This window comes from Ruegeria arenilitoris (assembly GCF_013035315.1).
Taxonomy (GTDB): domain Bacteria; phylum Pseudomonadota; class Alphaproteobacteria; order Rhodobacterales; family Rhodobacteraceae; genus Ruegeria; species Ruegeria arenilitoris_D.
Genome location: NZ_WQHP01000004.1, coordinates 156928 through 177181 on the forward strand (window position 1 = coordinate 156928; position 20254 = coordinate 177181).

The window sequence follows — 20254 nt, forward strand, 5'->3', positions numbered from 1 at the left end:
GGCATTTCGCCGGATGGTCAACCCGGTTGTCAGCCCGTCAGGCTGGCGGCGCGGTTTAACACCTGTTCTGCGTGGGTCCGATCGCATATGCCCCGATGTTCCAACTCGGCAAAGACGCGGTCGCGCAGGTTGGTCCGCAACTTCGACAAAGCCCGGTTATGCAGGCCCAGCGTCAAGGCTGCCGGATCTTCCAGCATTGCCAGCTGCGTTTCGACCACCTCAGGTGAATAGGACGGCCAAATCCCGATATTGCATTGCGCTTTGTCTTCGAACCATGGCGCATAACCTTCCGGCGACTTCAAGCAGTAGGCGTTCATCAGCATAAACTCGGACGGCCGCCTGCGCGAACCGAACAAAGACTGAACCGAGCCATAGCGATCATTGATCTCATCCAGCAGAGCCAAGATCAGCGAACGTCGCACCGCAAAGGGTGTCGAAAACGTCGTGGTGCGCAGGCCACTTGGATCGATCTGCGGCGCGCCCAGAGCATCCAGGCTTTCAAGTAACCATTTTCGGTGAAACTCGCTTTCGACGTCGATGAACGCCATGCGCGCCGCGCCGCTCTCCGCGAAGAACTCGGACCCGTCAAAGCTGCGCAGAAAAAGGTTTTTGGTGTCCAGGATCACCAAGTTCTCGCTGGCAGCGAACCGCGCAGCGCTCAGTTTGAGCACCTGCTGACTGCGGTAGCCGTTGGTCCCGCGCCAGCCGTGTTTGCGCGCTCCGGGGATACGAAAGCGGTTTTCGATCAGAACACGGTCCAAAAAGGACCGCCGCGCGTATTGACCGGGTTGCAACAGCAGTTCGTCGCCGCCCACCACCCGGACCTTAGACCGATGCAGGCCATAGGCGTTCAGAATGGGTTCGACCTGCGCTCGCAGCCTGTCTTCGTGTGAATCGTTCAGGATCACATGAATCGAGCCAACAAGATCTGGGTCGACAAAACGGGCAAAGGACAGCGCCTGAAGTTCCAGCAGGGGAAAGTCCTTGGAAAACACGACCGTTGCGAAGCTCAGCAATTCACGGACCCTTTCTTGGTTTTGGGTCGTGTATCAGCAAAAATCGACCTGTCCAATTCGCGGTAAGCATCCCAAGGGATGCGAATCAGTCTGAGCCTTCGGATAAGGCGCTCGATCTATAGGTGTCTACATGATCCTAAAATACACCACTAGTTGTGACGCAAATCACAGACAACCCCGCATTGTTTCAGGTATGAAGTCAATGTGAGCATGGCGAGGCAAACTGAACTCAAAATGCAACATTCGAAACGCAACTTTATTTCGCGTTTTGCTTATTTTTAGAAACTTTGTCACCCTGATTGTGGGGGAATACATTTTAGAGCGGGGGTCGCTCATGAGTATTCGAATTGAAACTGAAAACCCGGGCGCAATTTCGGCCCGGCAAGCATCAACAGAATTGGATTGCGAAACCGCAGCTTTGTTGCGTGCAACGATCCTTCCAGTCTTTTCCAGCGCAGCAAGCTGGGCAGGCCTGACGGACATCCTGAAAGACAAAGGATATCGCCTGGTGTTTCGGGACGGCCGGATGTGCATCACGGATCACGCGACCGGAGACCGGGTGTGCGGTCTACGCTTTCTGGGCCTTGAACTGAAAGATTTGGTTCTGCGCCTGGGTCGCCCGATCGTCGTCGCACGAGGTCAACAAGCGGACGGAGACGTTCTGACTGCACGACCGACCGTGGGTCGCGCCTAAAAGCTGCGCCAGAACTGCACCGATCGCCGCGTGGTTTTCCACAGACTGTGTCGTGCCGCAGCCTTGATGGCATCCGACGTTCCGGGCTTGAGCAGACGTTCCAAAATCAGCGGCGCTGGCATGTGCCCACGCCGGTAGAATCTGAAAAAGTCTTGCTGGGTCAGGCCCCGTGCCGCTTTGAACCCGTCATAGTACTTTACCCAGACACGCGCGTAATCCTCGGCCGTGACAACGACATCATTGGTCACCCCCCGCCCCCAGAACATGGAAATGGGATCGTCCGTGCGTTCGCCCTGATACCCTTCGGTCAAAAGGCGCAGCATCAGATCATAGTCGGCAGCAACGCGGAACTGTGTGTCATGCCCGCCCAGCGCCATGAATACATCCCGCTTCAATAGAACCGAGTTATGGCAGAATGGCATTCTCTGCAGAATCGCCGTCAGAGACATCCGTTTTTCACGGCTTTCCGAACCGTCCTCGTACCGACGAAGGGTCGAGCCATAGAGGAAATCGGGCCGCGTCACTTCCAGCCGGTCCGCGACCCTATTTAGAATGTCATCAGAGGCCAGCGAGTCATCTGAATTCAGGAACAACAGGTATTCGCCGCGAGCAGCTTGCGCCCCCTTGTTCATAGCGTCGTACAATCCGCTATCGGGCTCGCTGAACAGCCGGGTGCGCGGGGCATCTGCGGTCAGGTCCTGCAGAAACGAGACCGTACCGTCGGTCGACGCTCCATCCTGAATGATGTGTTCGGCCCGATCACAGGTCTGGCGCGCCATGCAGTCGATCACTTCGCGAAAGCTTTCCTGCCGTTCTTGCGACAACAGGTTATACGTCGCGGTGATGACCGAGATCAGCGGCGCGCCGGAGGGGTCAGTCGACGCGCTCATAGATCTCGGCGATCTTGGTGACGGCGGCCTCGGGGCTCAACTCTTCGCTTTCACCGGTGCGGCGGCAGGTCAACTCGACCACACCGTTCTTCAATCCACGCGGGCCGACGGTGATGCGCCACGGCAGACCGATCAGGTCCATGGTGGCGAACTTGCCCCCTGCCCGTTCGTTGCGATCATCATACAGCGGCTCCAGACCCAGCGCGGTCAACGCACCGTAGATCTTGTCACAGGCTGCGTCGGCTTCTTCGTCACCTTGCTTGAGGTTGACGATACCGCAATGGAACGGAGTGACGCCTTCGGGCCATATGATGCCCTTGTCGTCATGGCTGGCCTCAATGATCGCGCCGACCAGGCGGCTGACACCGATACCGTGGCTGCCCATGTGAACCAGCGTCGGCTTGCCATCGGGGCCTTGAACAGTTGCGCCCATGGCCTCGGAATACTTGGTGCCGAAATAGAAGATCTGGCCAACCTCGATCCCGCGCGCCACGCGGCGACGCTCTTCCGGGATCTGATTGAACAGACCCTCATCATGAGTTTCATCGGTCCGGGCGTATTTCGAAGTGAACTCTTCCAGGATCGCCTGACACTGCGCGCGGTCATCATAATCGATCTGACGATCACCGAAGGTCAATTCGGTGACGGCGCTGTCATAGAACACTTCGGATTCACCGGTATCGGCCAGCACGAGGAATTCGTGCGTGTTGTCGCCACCGATGGGGCCGGAATCAGCGCGCATTGGCAGGGCCTGCAGACCCATACGCTCGTAGGTGCGCAGATAGGTGACCAGATGACGGTTATAGGCGTGCAGCGCGTCTTCTTTGGTCAGGTCGAAGTTGTATCCGTCCTTCATATAGAACTCACGACCACGCATCACGCCGAAACGGGGGCGGATCTCATCGCGGAATTTCCACTGGATCTGGTACAGGGTCAGCGGCAGGTCCTTGTAGCTGTTGACGTGGCCGCGGAAGATATCAGTCACCAGTTCTTCGGCGGTCGGTGTAAACAGCATATCCCGGTCATGACGGTCTTTCATCCGCAGCATTTCCTGACCGTAGTCATCATAGCGCCCGGATTCGCGCCACAGGTCCGCCGATTGGATGATCGGCATCTGGATCGCAATGTGGCCAGCGCGCGCCTGCTCTTCATGGATGATGTTTTCCAGCTTGCGCAGAACTTTGAAGCCCAACGGCAGCCATGAATAGATCCCGGCAGAGGCTTGCTTGATCATCCCGGCACGCAGCATCAGCCGGTGGCTGACGATCTGGGCCTCGGAGGGGTTTTCCTTGAGAACGGGCAGAAAGTAACGGCTGAGGCGCATTGTCGAACCTTTGAGGGTGAATTTGAACTTAAAAGGTTGATTATGCCAAAGCCCCGCTGGGGGCAATCGGGCATTGGCGATTTTGCGACCACAGGTCAGTCGGTTTTTTGATTGACCCGCCAGTCAGGGTTTCCAATTGTAACGGAAATGTAAATCCCATGAGGCGCCGATGCAGACCATTCAGGAACCCGCCCGTCAAATTCCCGTTGTTCACAAGACAGACGTTCTGGTCGTAGGCTCCGGCCCCGCCGGGTTGGCCGCCGCCTTGGCCGCGGCGCGTGCCGGGGCCGAAGTGTCACTGGTCGACCGTTTCGGCTGCATGGGCGGCAACATCACCGCAGTCGGCGTTGAAGGGTTTGCCTGGTATCGGCACGAACAGACCGTCGAAGCAGGCGGTATTGGCATGGAGTTCGAAAACCGCGCCAAGGACATGGGTGCGGCAGTGCCTGAAAGCCAGTCGCTCAGCTATGAGCTGGACAGCGAAGGGTTCAAGCTGGTGGCCGACAAACTGGTCGAAGAGGCTGGCGTCCACCCGATGCTGCATCGTCAATTCGTTGCACCGATCATGGACGGCGACCGGATCACCGGGATCATCACCGAATCCAAGGCCGGGCGCGAGGCCATTCTGGCCCGCGTTGTAATCGACGCCACCGGCGATGCGGACGTTGCCCATCGGGCCGGTGCACCAACGCACAAGACAGCACGCGAGGACATGATGGCGGCCTCGGTGATGTTCCATTTGGCCGGCGTCGACAAACGCACCTTTATGGAGGGCGTAAAGGCCGATCCGCAGACCTACAAGGACTGGGGCGGCGGCGGTGAGTGGAACATCGAAACCAGCGGCAAAGAGGACGACATGTTCTCGCCCTTCGTGCACAAACCGTTCCAGCAGGCCATTGATGAGGGGCTGATCCCGCCACATCTGAACACGATTGCGGGCACTTGGGGTGCGATGCACGATACGGGCGAGCTGACCTACATGAACCTCATCCACCTGGCCGAGATCGACGGCACGGACCCCGACAGCCTTACAAGGGGCGAGATCGAGGGCCGCCGCCAGTCCATGCTTGCCATCGAAGCGCTTCGCCGTTTCATGCCCGGCTGCGAAAACGCACGACTGCGTAACTTTGGCATGACCATCGGCATCCGCGACACGCGCAAGATCGACGCGGTTTACAACATGACCGAGGATGACGCCCGGCATCAGGGTCGGTTCGAGGACACGATCGGCATCTACCCCGAGTTCATTGACGGCTACGGCATCCTGATCCTGCCGACCACGGGTCGGTACATGCAGGTCCCCTATCGCTCGATGCTGCCAAAGGGTGTCAAAGGACTGCTGGTCGCGGGCCGCTCGCACGGAGCCGACAAGGTCGCCCATGCCGCGACGCGCAACATGGCCTGCTGTGCGGTCATGGGTCAGGGTGCCGGCATCGCCGCCGCGCTATCGTTGAAAAGCAATCAGGACGTGCACGAATTGAATCTGGCGCCTGTGCACAAAGAGCTGGACCGGCAAGGCGTTAGGATTCACTGATGCAGACCATTCCCACGATCGATATCTCTCCGCTGCAAGACGCGGCGCATCCGGACCACGGCGCTACGGTCCGGCAGATCCTGGACGCGTGCACCGACATTGGTTTCCTGTCCATCACTGGCACAGGCATTTCGCGGAATACCGTCGACGAGGTGCGCGCCAAGACCCGAGCGATTTTTGACATTGATGAGCAAAGCAAATGGGATCAAGCGATCACGCGGGACAACTATCGCGGTTTCATTCCAATGGGCTTTTTCACGCCCAATGACGGCTCGGGCAAGGCAGACAAATACGAAGGCTACAAACTGCATTTCGACGTCGCCGATGGCGACCCGGTGCAGCAGGATTGTGCGCTTTACGGCCCGAACCTTTGGCCAAGGGAAACGCCGGAAGCGCGGGATGTCATTCTGGGGTACTGGGCGCAGCTGGATCGCGTGACGGACCTGTTGCTGGGTGCGCTTGAAATCGGCCTGAACCTGAAACCGGATGTCTTGAAGGACGCGTTCATCACACCGATGACTAACATGACACTGCTCCACTACCCTCCGCAGGCCCCGGACGAAGAAGGCTTTGGCATTCATCCACACAAGGATACCGATGCACTGACCATCATCGCCCCGGATCCCGTTGGCGGGCTGGAAGTACAAACGCGCGACGGAGGCTGGATCACCCCGGATTGTCCACCCGGTGGTTTTGTCGTGAACATCGGTGACATGCTGGAGCTGTGGTCGGGCGGCCGCTTGAAATCCACACCGCACCGGGTCGTAAACACGTCCGGCAAGGAACGGTACTCATTCCCTTACTTTGCGGTTCCGCGCCACGATGTGGTCGTTATGCCGCTGTTGCCACCGATGCCCGGCTTTGACCGACCTGCGGTCCACTGTGGCCATTGGTCCGCAGAAATCTGGCGCACCAACTGGCCGGATGAGACCGCAACGGCTGACACGCCAGAGCTTGGGACGCTTAGCTCGTAAGCCACGCAAATCGTCAGGCATGAACCGCTTGCATCACCGCGCCGCATAAGCCAAGAACACCGGTAACAGCAAGAACCAAGGGGGCAAGCATGGCGCTGCCGGTGAAGGATCAACTCAGATACTGGGGCGTTGCGGCAGCCATTTTTGTGCTGCTGTTGTGGGCTCTTGGCGATGTCCTGCTGCCCTTTGTGATCGGCGGGGCCATTGCCTATTTCCTTGATCCGATCGCGGACCGCTTGGAAAACCTTGGGCTTTCTCGCATGGCGGCCACAGCGATCATCACGGTCGTCGGAATTCTGGGCTTTGTCCTGATGATCCTGATGGTTGTGCCCGCATTGATCACCCAGCTGATCGAACTGGTCGAGGTTATGCCCAGCCTGTTCCAGCAACTGCGCGGCTTCATCGAGAAACAGTTCCCATCCCTTCTGGACGCCGAATCCAACTCGCACCAGGCTTTGGTATCGCTGGGTGAAACGCTGCAATCCAAGACCGGCGACGTGTTGCAGTCCGTTGCGGCTTCGGTCGGGTCTGCGATCAATGTGGTTGTTCTGCTGGTGATCGTTCCGGTTGTTGCAGTCTATATGCTGCTGGACTGGGACCGCATGATCGCCCGCATCGGAGAGCTGTTGCCCCGCGACCACGCACCGACGATCAAGCGTCTGGCGGGTGAAATTGACGCCGTTCTGGCCTCGTTCGTGCGCGGCATGGGCACCGTCTGTCTTATTCTTGGCACCTACTACGCGGTTGCACTGATGGCAGCGGGCCTGCAGTTTGGCCTGATCGTCGGATTTATCGCCGGGTTGGTGACCTTCATCCCCTATCTCGGAGCTCTGATCGGTGGCACTTTGGCGATCGGTCTGGCTCTTTTCCAGTTCTGGGGCGACTGGGCGCATATCGGTCTGATCGCTGGCATCTTTGCTTTGGGTCAGGTGACCGAGGGTAATTTTCTGACGCCCAAACTGGTGGGGAATTCAGTGGGTCTGCACCCAGTCTGGTTGCTGCTGGCCCTGTCTGTGTTTGGCGCGCTGTTTGGCTTCGTGGGTATGCTTGTGGCCGTACCTGTTGCCGCCGCTCTTGGTGTTCTGGCGCGGTTTGGAACGTCCGTCTACCTGCACAGCCGTCTTTACACGGGTCTGGAAAGCACGGATCAGGAAGACGCTTAATATGGCCCATCAGCTAAGCTTTGACCTTCCGGCCAAGACTGCGCTGGGGCGTGAGGACTTTTTTGTTTCCCCGGCGAATGCGCTGGCGGTTGCCATGATTTCGGCAACCTCATGGCCGGGCAACAAACTGGTGCTGAGCGGCCCCGCTGGAGCAGGAAAAACCCACCTGGCGCATGTCTGGGCGGCCGAAACGGGCGGACGGATCATCCTGGCCTCGGACCTTCGGCACGAGGATGTGCCCGATCTGGCCCGCACCGCCGTAGCGGTCGAAGACGTGCCCATGATTGCGGGAGATCTGGAGCAGCAAAAGACGCTGTTTCACTTGCACAACCTGGTGCTGGCAGAAGGCAACGCCCTGCTGATGACCGGGCGGCTTGCGCCTAAGTTCTGGCAGCTGCCTCTGCCGGACCTGCAAAGCCGGATCGAAGGCGCGCACCACGTGGCGCTTGATCCGCCGGACGACGCCCTTCTGGGTGCGGTTCTGGCAAAGCTGTTCGTCGACCGGCAACTGAACCCCAGCCCCGACGTCATCGCCTATCTGGTCAAACACATGGACCGACGATTTGAAACGGCAGCCAATGTCGTGGCACAATTGGACCAATTGGCCCTTGCGGAAAAGCGCGACATTACCCGGACGCTGGCTGTACGTGTTCTGAACGCGGATATGGATGATGTCTAATCTGGGCGTTGACCCAAACCCGGTCATCTCGCATTCTGCACCCGGAATATCTGGAAGTGACATGGATCAGACTGTCGAAACCGAAATCCCTGACTGGGGGCCGTTCGGAAAGCCCTTGTTCGACGATCCCCAGGCCCAAGCCCTATCGCGGGTCGGCGTCGTCGATGTTGGATCGAACTCGGTCCGTATGGTGATCTTTGACGGCGCGGCTCGATCGCCTGCGTATTTCTATAATGAAAAAGTGATGTGCGAGCTGGGCGCAGGCCTGTCAGACACAGGGCGACTAAATCCCGTCGGCCGCAAACGCGCACTTTCTGCACTCAGCCGGTTTGCTCGTCTGGCAGACGATCTTGGGTTGCCCGGATTGCACGTAGTGGCAACCGCCGCCGTGCGCGAGGCCGAGGACGGGCCCGACTTTTGTGCCGAAGTTCAGGCCGAGACCGGCCTGACGGTGTCGGTCATCAACGGCGCGGAAGAGGCACGCTTGTCCGCGCAGGGCGTTCTGCTGGGATGGCCCGGTGCTTACGGTCTGATCTGTGACATCGGCGGATCGTCAATGGAACTGGCCGAGATCGGCGACGGCGAAGTTGGCCGCCGCGTGACCTCGGCGCTGGGTCCGCTGAAACTGCGGGACATCAAAGGCGGACGCCGGGCACGTAAGGCGCATATCAAGACTACGATGGAGAGCCTTCGCGACAAAATGGGCCCGCAGCGCGACCGACTTTTCCTTGTCGGCGGCAGCTGGCGGGCCTTTGCGCGTCTGGACATGTTGCGCCGCGGCTATCCGCTGAACGTCCTGCACGAATATCGCATGACCACCACACAGGTGCGCGAGACCATCAAATTCATCGAAAGCGGTGATCCGGAGAAATTGCGGAGCGCAGCAGGTGTATCAAGCTCGCGGATGGCGTTGATTCCTTATGCGATGGATGTGCTGGCGCGTCTGATCCGCACCTTCAAGCCCAAGGACATCGCAATCTCAAGCTATGGGATTCGCGAAGGTTTGCTGTACGAGCAGATGCCCCAAAACCTGCGCGACCGCGATCCGCTGATCGAAGCCAGCCGTTTTTCCGAGGCCAAGGACGCCCGCCTGCCCGGCTTTGGCAAGCTGTTGTTCGAATTTGTCATGCCGATTTTCAAATCGGCCCCACCTGCGCGTGTACGCCTGATCAAAGCGGCCTGCCTGTTGCATGATGTCAGCTGGCGCGCGCATCCCGACTACCGGGCCGAGGTTTGCTTTGACAACGTGACACGTGCCAATCTGGGCGGCCTGAAACATTCAGAACGGGTTTTCATCGGGCTAGCGCTGCAGCACCGCTATCGCAATAAGCGCGAAGGCAACCGGTTCGCTCCTCTGTATGAGTTGCTGGACGAAAAGGAACAGAAACAGGCGGAAATTCTGGGTAAGGCGATGCGCTTTGGAGCCATGTTGTGGATGAAAAGCGACGCCAAAATGGGCACGTTGAAATTCTACCCCAAGAAGCGCCAGCTTGAACTGATCCTGCCAAAGGCGGCAAGCCCGTTGTTCAGCGAAGTCGCGGTGTCGCGCCTGAATTCGCTAGGCAATGCGTTGAAATCGGAAACCCGCGTTATCGTCAAAGGCTGAGCACTAGATTTCGGTTTCACCTTCGGGCGCGCTTTCGGGCAATTCCGGTTTCGTATCAGGCGCTTGCGGCGGTTTCTTGCGGATGATTATATCACCGTTTGGCAACATCTCGGGCGCTTCATAGGCGCTCCAGTCCTGAATCTCGCCCGCCAGTTCGGCAAGCGCGGGGCCCATTTGCTCGATAAAGGATTGCATGGCCGGACCGAATTGATCTGCCAATCCCAGCAAATCCTCAAGCGCGGGCTCCATCTCTTTGCGCAGGCCTTCAAAAAACAGCTCGGCCCCCTGCTCCATGAGGGATTTTGCACCCTCGTCCTCGGCAACGGCAGGACCGGCCAGAACGGTGCAAAGCGCACAGATCGGTATGAGACGTTTCATGTGGGAACCATAGAGCAACCGCACTTCGGTTGAAAGATCACAGCTCAATATCGAGCGTAACCGGAAAATGGTCCGATGCGGTCAGCAATGCCTGTTGCAGGTCAGTGCTCGATTGACAGATCGGGTCGTGTAACGGATGCCAGATGCGCCAATTCGGCCGTCGATCCCGCAGACCGTCGCTGATCATGATGTAATCCAGCAGCGCTTCAAGAAACTGACCCTCATCAGGCTGTGCAAAGCGCGCGGTCGACGGATGCTGACCCATATCTGCCCCAATCGCCGTCACGGCGTGAGGATCGAACAGCCCTGTTTGCAACAGGATTTCAACCGAAGACCTGCCAAACAGATGTTCGAATTCATCCAGCCCAGGACCATCGTTCAGATCGCCCAACAGGATCACATGCTCATCCGCTGCCAAATGCGCCTTGATCCGTCGGCTGAGCCAAATCGCCTGGGCCAGCTGCTTTCGGCGATTTGCAATGGAAATCCGTATCGCTTCGTCCCGGCTTTCGGCCCCGTGCGGCGCCTTTGACTTCAGATGCGCACCGATCAGGCGGAGGTGTTGCCCCGAGCTGGTTTCAACAGCCAGTTCCATGGGCGGCTTGGAGAACTGCACCTGATCTTCGGTCGCATCAATATCAAGATCGATATTGAACACCTGATCGAAGCGTGGGGCCGACCTGTCACCCTCTTTCGGGTCATGACGCGGCTTTAGAACGTGCGGATCGTACAGCAACGCCAATTCCTGATGGGTATCATTGGCAAATCCCATGACCGCATTGCTGGTACGCAACTCGAACGCCTCGGCAAACCTTTGCAGCGCACGCACCGTGTTCTGTGTTTTGCCCGTATTAGGAGCCTCGACGACCAGAACAGCATCCGCATTGATGGCCGTCAGAACCTTGGCAATCGCTTCGACCTGCTGAGCCTTGGTCACATCGTGCCGACCGGACCAGCTGTCATCCACGATCAGCTTGTCCTTGCGATCAAACAGATTGGCGAACCATTCGATGTTATAGGTCGCCAAACGCATTGCTCAGGCCCGCGCACCGTTGATTTCATCCCAGGCGCGGTTGATGTCGATCATCTTCTTCTCAGCCAAGCGAATGGCTTCTTCGGGCACGCCGCGCGCCATCATCGCATCGGGGTGCGTATCCCGGACAAGTTGCCGCCAGACCTTGCGGATATCGGGCAGCGGCATGTCACGCGGCACACCAAGAACCGTATAGGGGTCGTTTGGTGCATCGGGTACAAACCGCGCGCGCAGCGCCAAAAATTGTGCGTCGGTCTGCCCGAAAATACGGCTGACCTCTTCCAGAAACTCGTTTTCGTTGGGATGATAGAACCCGTCCGCCATGGCGATGTGAAAGAGCCCCTCCATCAAGTCGCAAAGCGTGGTGCTGTCTTCCGAGAACATGCGCGCAATTTTGCGCGCATAGTCCTGATAGCCAGCAACATCCGTGCGCGCCATGTTGAACACACGTGCGGCACCTTCCTCATCATCACGGGCAATCTGGAAAACATCCCTGAAAGCCGTGACTTCGTCCCTGGTCACCTGCCCATCGGCCTTGGCCATTTTCGCACCCAAAGCGATCACTGCGATTGTAAACGCCACCGAGCGTTCGGGGGGCGAGCGCAGTTTTTCAAAAACGGCTGTAAGGCTTTCGCCCTGTGCAAGCGCGCTGAGCGCATCGGATATGCGGGTCCAGATCGACATGAGCGCACCCTAGCGTCCCTGATCGCGCGTGTCAGGTGCGACAGATATTTTCGTGCCAAGAATTTTCTGCATCAGAACAAGGTCCAGACGTTTACCCCATTTGAACCCAACCTCGGGCATACGACCAGTTTCGGTGAACCCGAGCGCCGCGTGAAACGCTATCGCATCGGGGTTCGCAGACGAGATTCCGGCCACCAGAACATGCACGCCTTGGGCCCGCGCGGTATCCTCCAGTGCGCGGATCAAAGCCCGGCCCGTTCCTTGCCCACGCGCTTGTGGAGCCAATTGGATCGTCAACTCACTGCAATCCGCGTATCCCGGACCGGACCGAAAGGGGCCGTAGGTGGCGAACCCAAAAACCTTTCCGCCCTCCTCCGCGACCAGATAGGCGGGGCTGCGCGTTTCGATATCGCTAGCTATGCTGTCAGCACTGCGTTCATCGGTTGTAAAGGTCACAAGCGTGTCGCGGATAATCGCGTTGGTGATTGCAGCGATCCCTTGGGCATCGGACGCTGTGGCTTGCCTGATCCTCATTCCAATATGCGTACGCCATGCGGCGTTTCGAACTCTGCCCGCAACGCGGCTGGGCCAGTGTCGAACACGACGCCGTCCAGTGCTCCAAGCAGACGGGCTAAGTCCAGCGCATCGGGGTGATACACGACCAATCGTTGCAACCGGCAACCGCTGTCCTGCAGCATCGTGGCCGGGTGCAGATCGCCATGCCACTGGATCAGCGCAGGGAAAAGATTGTCAAAAGGCAGGCGGCCATTCGGTGGCACCGCCATCTGCCACCGCAAAGCGCCACGCGCCAGGTCAATCGGGTGCCCCACGCCATCGGGAAAAACGGTAAGCGCGGCCTCAATGTCCGGAACCCGACAAATCCAATTGCTCAGCCGGGGTGCCCCTTTGAACCGATCCAGATCGAACCACCTTGTTCTTTCTGGGTTTGGCGCACTCGGATCAATCGCGATCGCTTCGAGATACAGGCCATCACGCAGACCCAACAGCCGGTTGTAGGTGCCGAATTTCTCGTGCTTTCCACCCTCCTGCAAGGGAACGCCCAAAGCCTGTTCAAGGTGGGCTGACGCCTCTTCCAGCGTTTCGCCTGCAACGGCCAGATGATCCAGTAACATGCGCGCCCTCCTATGAAAAACGACCAGACCCAACGGGATCTGGTCGCATGTTTTCTTCAATGGCGTTGGATCACAAGGCTTTTCGGCGAAAAACCTTGCGCTGAGTCACGCTTTGGCTTCGCCGATCAGGCGCAGGATGTCTTGTGCAGCCTCGGGAATGTTGGTGCCCGGACCAAAAATCGCCTTTACGCCGTGGTCATAAAGGAACTGATAGTCCTGCTGCGGGATCACGCCGCCACAGATGACGATGATGTCCTCGGCACCGGCTTTCTTGAGCTCTTCAACCAACTGCGGCGCCAGCGTTTTGTGGCCTGCCGCCTGCGAGGAAATCCCGACCACGTGCACATCGTTATCAACGGCATCCTGCGCGGCCTCGGCAGGTGTTTGGAACAGCGGGCCCACATCCACGTCAAAACCAATGTCGGCAAAAGCGGTTGCGATTACCTTCGCGCCGCGGTCGTGACCGTCCTGCCCCATCTTGACCACCAACAAACGAGGACGGCGGCCTTCGGCTTCGGCGAACTCTTCGATGGATTTCTGGATCGCTGCAAAACCTTCGTCACCTTCGTAGGCGGCACCATACACACCGGCCAGCGTCTTCACCTCGGCGCGGTGACGGCCGAACTCCTTCTCCATTGCCATGCTGATCTCTCCTACGGATGCGCGGGCGCGGGCGGCCTCGACGGCAGCGGCCAGCAGGTTTCCACCCTCGCGGGCAGTGGTTGTCAGGGCCTCAAGTGCGGCCTCACACGCGGCTTCGTCCCGCATTGCACGGATACGCTCCAGACGCGCGACCTGAGCTTCGCGTACGGCAACGTTGTCGACGTCCAGAATGTCGATCGGGTCTTCCTGTTCCTTACGGTATTTGTTGACCCCAACGATGACCTCGTCGCCCTTGTCGATCATCGCCTGACGACGCGCGGCGCTTTCTTCGATGCGAAGCTTGGGCATTCCCGATGCGACGGCCTTGGTCATACCGCCCATCTCTTCGACCTCTTCCATCAACGCCCAAGCCTTTTCGACCAACTCATTGGTCAGGCTTTCGACATAGTAGGATCCGGCCAGCGGATCGACCACATCGGTCACGCCAGTCTCTTCCTGCAGCACCAGCTGGGTATTACGGGCAATACGGGCCGAGAAATCGGTGGGCAATGCAATCGCCTCGTCCAGAGCATTAGTGTGCAAGCTTTGCGTCCCGCCCAGAACCGCGCTCATCGCCTCATAGGCGGTACGGATCACGTTGTTATAGGGGTCCTGTTCCTGCAAGCTGACGCCGGACGTCTGGCAGTGCGTGCGCAGCATCTTGGACCGCTCGGATTTCGCCCCGAAATCGGTCATTACGCGATGCCAAAGGGTACGCGCGGCGCGCAGCTTGGCGATCTCCATGAAGAAGTTCATACCAATGGCAAAGAAGAACGACAGACGGCCTGCGAACTTATCGACGTCCATCCCGGCCTCAGTCGCCGCACGGACATATTCCCGCCCGTCGGCCAGCGTATACGCCAGTTCCTGTACCAGGTTCGCCCCGGCCTCTTGCATGTGATAGCCCGAGATCGAGATCGAGTTGAACTTGGGCATCTCGTTCGAGGTGTACTCGATGATGTCCGAAATGATCTTCATCGACGGTTCAGGCGGGTAAATGTAGGTGTTGCGCACCATGAACTCTTTCAGAATGTCGTTCTGAATGGTGCCCGCCAGCAGCGATTTGTCGTGCCCCTGCTCTTCCCCCGCAACGATGAAATTCGCCAGAATCGGGATTACCGCGCCGTTCATGGTCATCGAGACAGAAACCTTGTCCAGCGGAATACCGTCAAACAGGATCTTCATGTCCTCAACCGAGTCGATCGCCACGCCAGCCTTGCCGACATCACCGACCACGCGCGGGTGGTCACTGTCGTACCCTCGGTGCGTTGCCAGATCGAAGGCAACCGAGACACCCTGCTGACCGGCGGCCAGATTGCGACGGTAAAAGGCGTTCGACTCTTCGGCTGTCGAAAACCCGGCATATTGGCGGATCGTCCAGGGACGCCCCGCATACATCGTCGCCTTTACCCCTCGCGTAAACGGGCCAAAGCCGGGAAGCGAGCCCATATGCGGCAGATCAGCGGTATCTTCTTGCGTGTACAGAGGTTTGACGTCGATACCTTCCAGCGTTTCCTTTGTCAGGTCGTCCAACGGGCGTCCGCGCAGCTCTTTCTCGGCCAGCGCCTGCCAGTCTTTCGTATCGGTCATTGCGTGTTCCTTTTCTCAATTCGGGTCGCAGTCAGGCCTTGCCCGTGCGATTTGACGATCAGCGCCGCCCGTTTCGGCGGGGTTGAGCGCGATATTTTGAAGCCTGCGTGCAAATCGCCGGTCGCATTCACCGGCGCAGGGGCTATATTCAAACGAACAGGAGGCCCCATGACACGAACGCTTGCCCTTGTTTTCTCGGCACTATTCCCGCTGGCCGCGATGGCTGCCGACGGGGCTGCACCGGCTGAGGACGAATTCGTTCGCCCAGCAGGCGACAGCGAACTCAGCGAATTCTTGTGGGTCAACCGACCCATCGTCGTATTTGCGGATACCCCGGCAGACCCGCGGTTCCAGCAGCAGATCGACATGCTAGTCGAAGGCGAAGCAGCCATGCGGGATCGCGATGTCGTCGTGCTGACCGATACCGATCCCTCGGCCAGGTCCCCTATCCGGTCACAGCTGCGACCGCGCGGCTTCCAGATGGTGTTCGTCGACAAGGACGGCGTCGTCAAACTGCGCAAACCGTCCCCGTGGAGCGTGCGCGAGATCGGCCGTTCCATCGACAAGACGCCCCTGCGCGAACGCGAAATCCGCGAACGGCGCGAGGGCGGCTGAATACCTTTGCCACGCCCAGTGCCCCCGGCGCAAAACGCCGGGAAAACCTTGGGATATGGCAAAAACAGGGTCACGATCACTCGAACTCGATGATCACTTCGTCCACGGCGAGGCTGTCGCCGGGGCCCGCGTTGACCTTGGCAACAACACCTTTCTTCTCGGCGCGCAGGATGTTCTCCATCTTCATCGCCTCGATCGTGCACAGCGCCTGGCCTTCCTGCACTTCCTGACCCACTTCGACATCGATCTTCACGACCAGGCCGGGCATCGGACAGAGCAGCATTTTCGAAGTATCCGGCGGTAGCTTTTCGGGCATCAGCTTGGCCAGCTCTGCCTGACGCGGACGCCGCACATTTACCTTCAGATCCGCACCCCGGTTACGAATGCGGAACCCGCCCGAGATCTTGCCGACCTTCAGGACCAGCGGGCTGCCATCGACATCCAGAACGGCCAACTGGTCACCCGGTGTCCAGTCCGATGCGACGCGCAGGGTTTGCCCATCTTCAAACTTGATCGTTGCCCCTTCTTTGTCGGCGCCGACGCGAACCGCAAATTCATTGCCTTGCACGGACACTACCCAGCGGTTGCCGACTTTCCGCTCGTGATTGTCCATCCGACCGGAAACGCGCGTCCGGCGAATTTCCGAAACACGATACATCGCTGCGCAGGACGCTGCGATCCGCCGCAGATCACCTTCGGGCAGTTCGACGCCTTCGAAACCATCCGGATACTCTTCCGCGATGAAGGCTGTGGTCATATCACCGCTGACGAATTTCGGGTGATCCATCACGGCCGACAGGAACGGCAGGTTGTGACCGATGCCTTCGACCTCAAAGCTGTCCAGCGCCACGCGCATCGCCTCAATCGCGGCTTCACGAGTCGGAGCCCAGGTGCACAGCTTGGCGATCATCGGGTCGTAATACATGCTGATCTCACCGCCTTCGTAGACGCCGGTATCGTTACGCACGGCCGCCTCACCTTCGGGCGCGTCACCTTGCCACTTGCCGTTCACCAGCATCGGACCGGCGGCGATTTCCTGTGGCGGACGATAACGGGTCAGACGACCAATTGATGGCAGGAAGTTGCGGTATGGGTCTTCAGCATAGAGACGGTTTTCAATTGCCCACCCAGTCAGTGTCACGTCGTCCTGCGTGATGGTCAGTTTTTCACCGGCCGCCACACGGATCATCTGCTCGACCAGATCGACACCGGTGATCAATTCGGTGACCGGGTGCTCCACCTGCAGACGCGTGTTCATTTCCAGGAAGTAGAAATTCTTGTCGCCATCGACGATGAATTCCACAGTACCGGCGCTGGCATAGTCCACGGCCTTGGCCAGAGCCACAGCCTGTTCACCCATCGCTTTGCGGGTTTCGGGGTCGAGGAATGGCGACGGTGCCTCTTCCACAACCTTCTGGTTCCGGCGCTGGATCGAGCATTCGCGCTCGCCCAGATAGATGCCGTTGCCGTGCCTGTCGCACAGAACCTGAATCTCGATATGGCGCGGCTGGGTCACGAATTTTTCGATGAAAATCCGATCGTCGCCAAAGGAATTCGCAGCTTCGTTCTTGGATGACTGGAAACCCTCGCGCGCTTCTTCGTCGCTCCACGCGATCCGCATGCCTTTACCACCGCCGCCGGCGCTGGCCTTGATCATGACCGGATAGCCGATCTCATTCGAAATCTTGACCGCCTCTTCGGCGTCTTCGATCAGACCCATGTAGCCGGGAACGGTCGAAACGCCAGCCTCCTGAGCGATCTTTTTCGAGGTGATCTTGTCACCCATGCTTTCGATCGCGCCTTTGGGGGGGCCGACAAACGCCACGCCTTCCGCCTCCAGCGCTTCTGCGAATTTGGCGTTTTCCGACAGGAAGCCGTAACCGGGGTGGACGGCCTGCGCGCCGCTTTGGCGGATGGCATTCATAACCTTGTCGATCACGATGTAGGACTGGTTCGCAGGCGGCGGGCCGATGTGAACCGCTTCGTCCGCCATCGACACATGCAAGGCGTTCTTGTCTGCGTCCGAATAAATGGCAACGGTGCCGATACCCATTTTGCGGGCAGTCTTGATAACCCGGCAGGCAATCTCACCCCGGTTGGCGATCAGGATCTTGTTAAACATGGAACGTCCTTTGTCTTGGTGTTCTGAAAACGCAAAATGCCGCCGCGGAGAGTATTCTCCACGACGGCATGATGCGTGATTACGATCGGGGCGACGCGCGCCCCGGAAAACCCGGTACTACCTACAGGTGTTCTGTGTCTTGCAATACAGGACGTTGCCTGCCGCGCCGACCACGGCCCCAAACAGCGGGTCCGAGTTGAGAACTGCTGCGCCGACCGCGCCCGCGCCACCCCCAAGCAGCGCCTGCTCGCCGGTGTTGTCGCCGCAGGCCGCAAGGCCCGCACAGGTCGCCATTGCAAGAAAGAGTTTTGAGATGCGCATGATATCTGCCCCTTTTGGATTCTTGACGCGTTCGGGGGCAGATGCGTTATTCCGGCCTTGTTATTCAATAACAGGCAGTCTTGGCAGAGGTTTTGCGCAGATTTGTGCCGCTTTACGTACAGTACACGCGAAAAGAAAAACGCGGACAGGACTTTGTGAAAATCACAAGCCTGCCCGCGGAAGGAAGGGGTACGGAATAGTAGGTGCATGTGCGACGCAGGCAAAGTAGAGCCGCACGGCTTGAACAGGTTGCTCGGCACAATCAACGGCGTAAACAAAGTATTGTTTCTGGTAAGGATTCCGGCTGGAAATCGCCCATTAGGCGAATAGGCGCGCAGATTCGTGCCGAGGCCCTGCGGCGCACCGGGTGCCTTCTCACACGGCGAAACCGTCACAGTTCCGTTACAAAATTTCTTCGCAAGGTGGTTTTCTGCACCTGCATCATCACGGGTCGCCAGAGGCGATGTTGAAAATTCCCTTTCGGGCTGCAAAAGGTTAACAGATCTGTTCACCTCGGCGTGAGTGCAGCTCGAAGTCCGAGCACGTTTCCTTGAGAAATCAGGGGCTTCCCGTCCCATTCTCGTGATTTCCCTCACAACGCCTTGCGTGGAACGGTTCTCGTGCATACTCGCACACAAGGAAACATCCACATGATTGCAAAGAGAAAAACGGCGTCGCTGCTTGCCGTATCCGCGCTTGGTCTGTCCGGCACAGTCGCTATCGCGCAAGATGCCCAGACCCAAGCCGAGCTTGATGCGCTGCGCGCCCGCGTCGAAGCCCTTGAGGCCGGGAAACCCGGTGCTGGGACCGGTGACCTGCGAATCGGAAATACCACGCTTGATGTTTACGGATACGTTAAGGCTGATTTCTTTTTCGACACCGATTTTGAACTGGGCGACCTGGCCGATGCGACCCGAATTGGTGAGCCGGCGAATGCGACCAGCGGCACGTTTGGGGCCACCGTGCGCCAATCTCGGATCGGGCTTCGCACGAACACGCCGTCTGCTATCGGTGACATCTCGGGCCAGTTGGAACTTGACCTGTTTTCCGGCGGTTCGGATGGGCCGGCGGAGCTGCGCCTGCGCCATGCAAACATCCGCATCGGAGATAACTGGCTGATCGGTCAATTCTGGACCAATTTTCAGCCCCTGGACACCTACCCAACGACCGTCGAGTTCAACGGCCCTGTTGGCATTCCCTTCGCCCGCGTTCCTCAGGTGCGCTATACGAACACCATCGGATCGGACACAACCTTTGCGGTATCGATCGAAGAGAATGTCGGTGGCTCGAACTCGAACGATCCCGTTCTGACTGGCTCGCTCGAATACAACACCGGCACCTACCTTGCCCGCGCCTCGGCCCTGTACGGCAAAGCCCAATCCGGCGCAGTCGAAGTGGATCAGACCGGCTATACGCTTGCGGCAGGTGTTCGCCCCTGGCAAGGCGGTCTGTTTCAGGTCAACTATGTCGATGGCGAAGCGCTTGGCCCCTACCTGATCGCTGCCGGTGACGCGGTCGTTAACGGGCAGGCCAACGACGTGGACGGCTTTACCGTAGAGTTCCGTCAGGACCTCAGTGCCAAATGGAATGTCGGCATTGCCTACGGGCAAGAGAATTATGACCTGCCGACCTCGACCGGAACCCTGTCCTTTACCGAAGTTGAAACGATCCACGTCAACGCCTTTTACAAAGCGACCGACAATCTGACCCTCAGCGCCGAATTCTTCTACGGCGAACGTAACGACGCGCCGACCGGGCGCACATTTGACAGCAACCGGATTCAACTTGCAGCCCAGCTCAATTTCTGAGCGCACATACCTGCCCTGCCCCATTGCGGGCAGGGTTCTGGGCCGGGA

At 58.7% G+C, this 20254-nt stretch carries 19 protein-coding genes; 8 read left to right on the forward strand and 11 right to left on the reverse strand.

Features of this window, described 5'->3' with window-relative positions:
- Positions 1-29: 29 nt before the first annotated feature.
- Positions 30-1016, reverse strand: coding sequence for a hypothetical protein (locus tag GOV53_RS10535; RefSeq protein WP_170466331.1), 987 nt, complete (start codon positions 1014-1016; stop codon positions 30-32).
- A 334-nt stretch (positions 1017-1350) separates the two neighbouring features.
- On the opposite strand from GOV53_RS10535, the gene GOV53_RS10540 reads away from it, so the two are divergent.
- Complete coding sequence (locus GOV53_RS10540) at positions 1351-1710, forward strand: hypothetical protein (RefSeq protein WP_170466334.1); 360 nt, start codon at positions 1351-1353, stop codon at positions 1708-1710.
- Here GOV53_RS10540 and GOV53_RS10545 read toward each other — a convergent pair.
- Both GOV53_RS10545 and proS read right to left on the reverse strand, forming a co-directional pair.
- A complete protein-coding gene (locus tag GOV53_RS10545) occupies positions 1707-2600 on the reverse strand; it encodes a glycosyltransferase family 2 protein (RefSeq protein ID WP_170466337.1) in 894 nt (297 codons plus the stop codon). The genes GOV53_RS10540 and GOV53_RS10545 overlap by 4 nt on opposite strands.
- Complete coding sequence (gene proS / locus GOV53_RS10550; RefSeq protein ID WP_170466339.1) at positions 2584-3924, reverse strand: proline--tRNA ligase; 1341 nt, start codon at positions 3922-3924, stop codon at positions 2584-2586. The genes GOV53_RS10545 and proS overlap by 17 nt, the downstream gene beginning before the upstream one ends.
- A gap of 169 nt (positions 3925-4093) precedes the next feature.
- On the opposite strand from proS, the gene GOV53_RS10555 reads away from it, so the two are divergent.
- From GOV53_RS10555 to GOV53_RS10575, 5 genes are all read left to right on the forward strand, one after another.
- Positions 4094-5458 carry an FAD-dependent oxidoreductase gene (locus GOV53_RS10555; RefSeq protein WP_170466342.1) on the forward strand — a complete coding sequence of 455 codons (1365 nt, stop codon included), beginning with the start codon at positions 4094-4096 and terminating at the stop codon, positions 5456-5458.
- Positions 5458-6432 (forward strand): isopenicillin N synthase family dioxygenase, encoded by a 975-nt coding sequence (locus GOV53_RS10560; RefSeq protein ID WP_170466345.1) that lies wholly within the window; start codon positions 5458-5460, stop codon positions 6430-6432. The genes GOV53_RS10555 and GOV53_RS10560 overlap by 1 nt, the downstream gene beginning before the upstream one ends.
- 89 nt (positions 6433-6521) lie before the next feature.
- Complete coding sequence (locus GOV53_RS10565) at positions 6522-7595, forward strand: AI-2E family transporter (RefSeq protein WP_170466348.1); 1074 nt, start codon at positions 6522-6524, stop codon at positions 7593-7595.
- A gap of 1 nt (position 7596) precedes the next feature.
- Entirely contained in the window at positions 7597-8274 is a 678-nt protein-coding gene (locus GOV53_RS10570; RefSeq protein WP_170422812.1) for an HdaA/DnaA family protein, read from the forward strand.
- Positions 8275-8335: 61 nt separating this feature from the next.
- Positions 8336-9880, forward strand: a complete 1545-nt coding sequence (locus GOV53_RS10575) for a Ppx/GppA family phosphatase (protein ID WP_170466351.1) — start codon at positions 8336-8338, stop codon at positions 9878-9880.
- A 3-nt stretch (positions 9881-9883) separates the two neighbouring features.
- On the opposite strand, the gene GOV53_RS10580 is transcribed toward GOV53_RS10575, so the two are convergent.
- The 6 genes from GOV53_RS10580 to scpA all read right to left on the reverse strand — a co-directional run bounded on the left by GOV53_RS10580 (position 9884) and on the right by scpA (position 15340).
- Positions 9884-10258, reverse strand: coding sequence for a hypothetical protein (locus tag GOV53_RS10580; RefSeq protein WP_170466354.1), 375 nt, complete (start codon positions 10256-10258; stop codon positions 9884-9886).
- Between the two features lie 37 nt (positions 10259-10295).
- Positions 10296-11291 (reverse strand): endonuclease/exonuclease/phosphatase family protein, encoded by a 996-nt coding sequence (locus GOV53_RS10585; protein ID WP_170466357.1) that lies wholly within the window; start codon positions 11289-11291, stop codon positions 10296-10298.
- Positions 11292-11294: 3 nt separating this feature from the next.
- Positions 11295-11975: a molecular chaperone DjiA gene (locus tag GOV53_RS10590; RefSeq protein ID WP_170466360.1), complete on the reverse strand. Its 681-nt coding sequence runs from the start codon at positions 11973-11975 to the stop codon at positions 11295-11297.
- Between the two features lie 9 nt (positions 11976-11984).
- Entirely contained in the window at positions 11985-12509 is a 525-nt protein-coding gene (locus tag GOV53_RS10595) for a GNAT family N-acetyltransferase (protein WP_170466363.1), read from the reverse strand.
- Positions 12506-13108 carry a VOC family protein gene (locus GOV53_RS10600; protein ID WP_170466366.1) on the reverse strand — a complete coding sequence of 201 codons (603 nt, stop codon included), beginning with the start codon at positions 13106-13108 and terminating at the stop codon, positions 12506-12508. Before GOV53_RS10600 ends, GOV53_RS10595 begins: the two co-directional genes overlap by 4 nt.
- A gap of 105 nt (positions 13109-13213) precedes the next feature.
- The gene (gene scpA / locus GOV53_RS10605) at positions 13214-15340 is read right to left on the reverse strand and encodes a methylmalonyl-CoA mutase (protein WP_170466369.1); all 2127 of its coding nucleotides are present in this window, start codon (positions 15338-15340) and stop codon (positions 13214-13216) included.
- A gap of 168 nt (positions 15341-15508) precedes the next feature.
- On the opposite strand from scpA, the gene GOV53_RS10610 reads away from it, so the two are divergent.
- Complete coding sequence (locus GOV53_RS10610) at positions 15509-15955, forward strand: DUF4174 domain-containing protein (protein WP_170466372.1); 447 nt, start codon at positions 15509-15511, stop codon at positions 15953-15955.
- A gap of 76 nt (positions 15956-16031) precedes the next feature.
- On the opposite strand, the gene GOV53_RS10615 is transcribed toward GOV53_RS10610, so the two are convergent.
- Together GOV53_RS10615 and GOV53_RS10620 are read right to left on the reverse strand one after the other, a co-directional pair.
- Positions 16032-18077: an acetyl-CoA carboxylase biotin carboxylase subunit gene (locus GOV53_RS10615; protein WP_170466375.1), complete on the reverse strand. Its 2046-nt coding sequence runs from the start codon at positions 18075-18077 to the stop codon at positions 16032-16034.
- A 117-nt stretch (positions 18078-18194) separates the two neighbouring features.
- Entirely contained in the window at positions 18195-18398 is a 204-nt protein-coding gene (locus GOV53_RS10620; protein WP_170466378.1) for a hypothetical protein, read from the reverse strand.
- Between the two features lie 650 nt (positions 18399-19048).
- Here GOV53_RS10620 and GOV53_RS10625 point away from each other — a divergent pair.
- Positions 19049-20206 carry a DcaP family trimeric outer membrane transporter gene (locus tag GOV53_RS10625; protein ID WP_170466381.1) on the forward strand — a complete coding sequence of 386 codons (1158 nt, stop codon included), beginning with the start codon at positions 19049-19051 and terminating at the stop codon, positions 20204-20206.
- Positions 20207-20254 lie beyond the last annotated feature (48 nt).

What these genes read in the sequence shown, in the direction of transcription:
- GOV53_RS10540 (WP_170466334.1), top strand. Translation starts at nt 1,351, where the DNA reads ATGAGTATTCGAATTGAAACTGAAAACCCGGGCGCAATTTCGGCCCGG.
- GOV53_RS10545 (WP_170466337.1), bottom strand. Translation starts at nt 2,600, where the DNA reads ATGAGCGCGTCGACTGACCCCTCCGGCGCGCCGCTGATCTCGGTCATC.
- proS (WP_170466339.1), bottom strand. Translation starts at nt 3,924, where the DNA reads ATGCGCCTCAGCCGTTACTTTCTGCCCGTTCTCAAGGAAAACCCCTCC.
- GOV53_RS10555 (WP_170466342.1), top strand. Translation starts at nt 4,094, where the DNA reads ATGCAGACCATTCAGGAACCCGCCCGTCAAATTCCCGTTGTTCACAAG.
- GOV53_RS10560 (WP_170466345.1), top strand. Translation starts at nt 5,458, where the DNA reads ATGCAGACCATTCCCACGATCGATATCTCTCCGCTGCAAGACGCGGCG.
- GOV53_RS10565 (WP_170466348.1), top strand. Translation starts at nt 6,522, where the DNA reads ATGGCGCTGCCGGTGAAGGATCAACTCAGATACTGGGGCGTTGCGGCA.
- GOV53_RS10570 (WP_170422812.1), top strand. Translation starts at nt 7,597, where the DNA reads ATGGCCCATCAGCTAAGCTTTGACCTTCCGGCCAAGACTGCGCTGGGG.
- GOV53_RS10575 (WP_170466351.1), top strand. Translation starts at nt 8,336, where the DNA reads ATGGATCAGACTGTCGAAACCGAAATCCCTGACTGGGGGCCGTTCGGA.
- GOV53_RS10580 (WP_170466354.1), bottom strand. Translation starts at nt 10,258, where the DNA reads ATGAAACGTCTCATACCGATCTGTGCGCTTTGCACCGTTCTGGCCGGT.
- GOV53_RS10585 (WP_170466357.1), bottom strand. Translation starts at nt 11,291, where the DNA reads ATGCGTTTGGCGACCTATAACATCGAATGGTTCGCCAATCTGTTTGAT.
- GOV53_RS10590 (WP_170466360.1), bottom strand. Translation starts at nt 11,975, where the DNA reads ATGTCGATCTGGACCCGCATATCCGATGCGCTCAGCGCGCTTGCACAG.
- GOV53_RS10595 (WP_170466363.1), bottom strand. Translation starts at nt 12,509, where the DNA reads ATGAGGATCAGGCAAGCCACAGCGTCCGATGCCCAAGGGATCGCTGCA.
- GOV53_RS10600 (WP_170466366.1), bottom strand. Translation starts at nt 13,108, where the DNA reads ATGTTACTGGATCATCTGGCCGTTGCAGGCGAAACGCTGGAAGAGGCG.
- scpA (WP_170466369.1), bottom strand. Translation starts at nt 15,340, where the DNA reads ATGACCGATACGAAAGACTGGCAGGCGCTGGCCGAGAAAGAGCTGCGC.
- GOV53_RS10610 (WP_170466372.1), top strand. Translation starts at nt 15,509, where the DNA reads ATGACACGAACGCTTGCCCTTGTTTTCTCGGCACTATTCCCGCTGGCC.
- GOV53_RS10615 (WP_170466375.1), bottom strand. Translation starts at nt 18,077, where the DNA reads ATGTTTAACAAGATCCTGATCGCCAACCGGGGTGAGATTGCCTGCCGG.
- GOV53_RS10620 (WP_170466378.1), bottom strand. Translation starts at nt 18,398, where the DNA reads ATGCGCATCTCAAAACTCTTTCTTGCAATGGCGACCTGTGCGGGCCTT.
- GOV53_RS10625 (WP_170466381.1), top strand. Translation starts at nt 19,049, where the DNA reads ATGATTGCAAAGAGAAAAACGGCGTCGCTGCTTGCCGTATCCGCGCTT.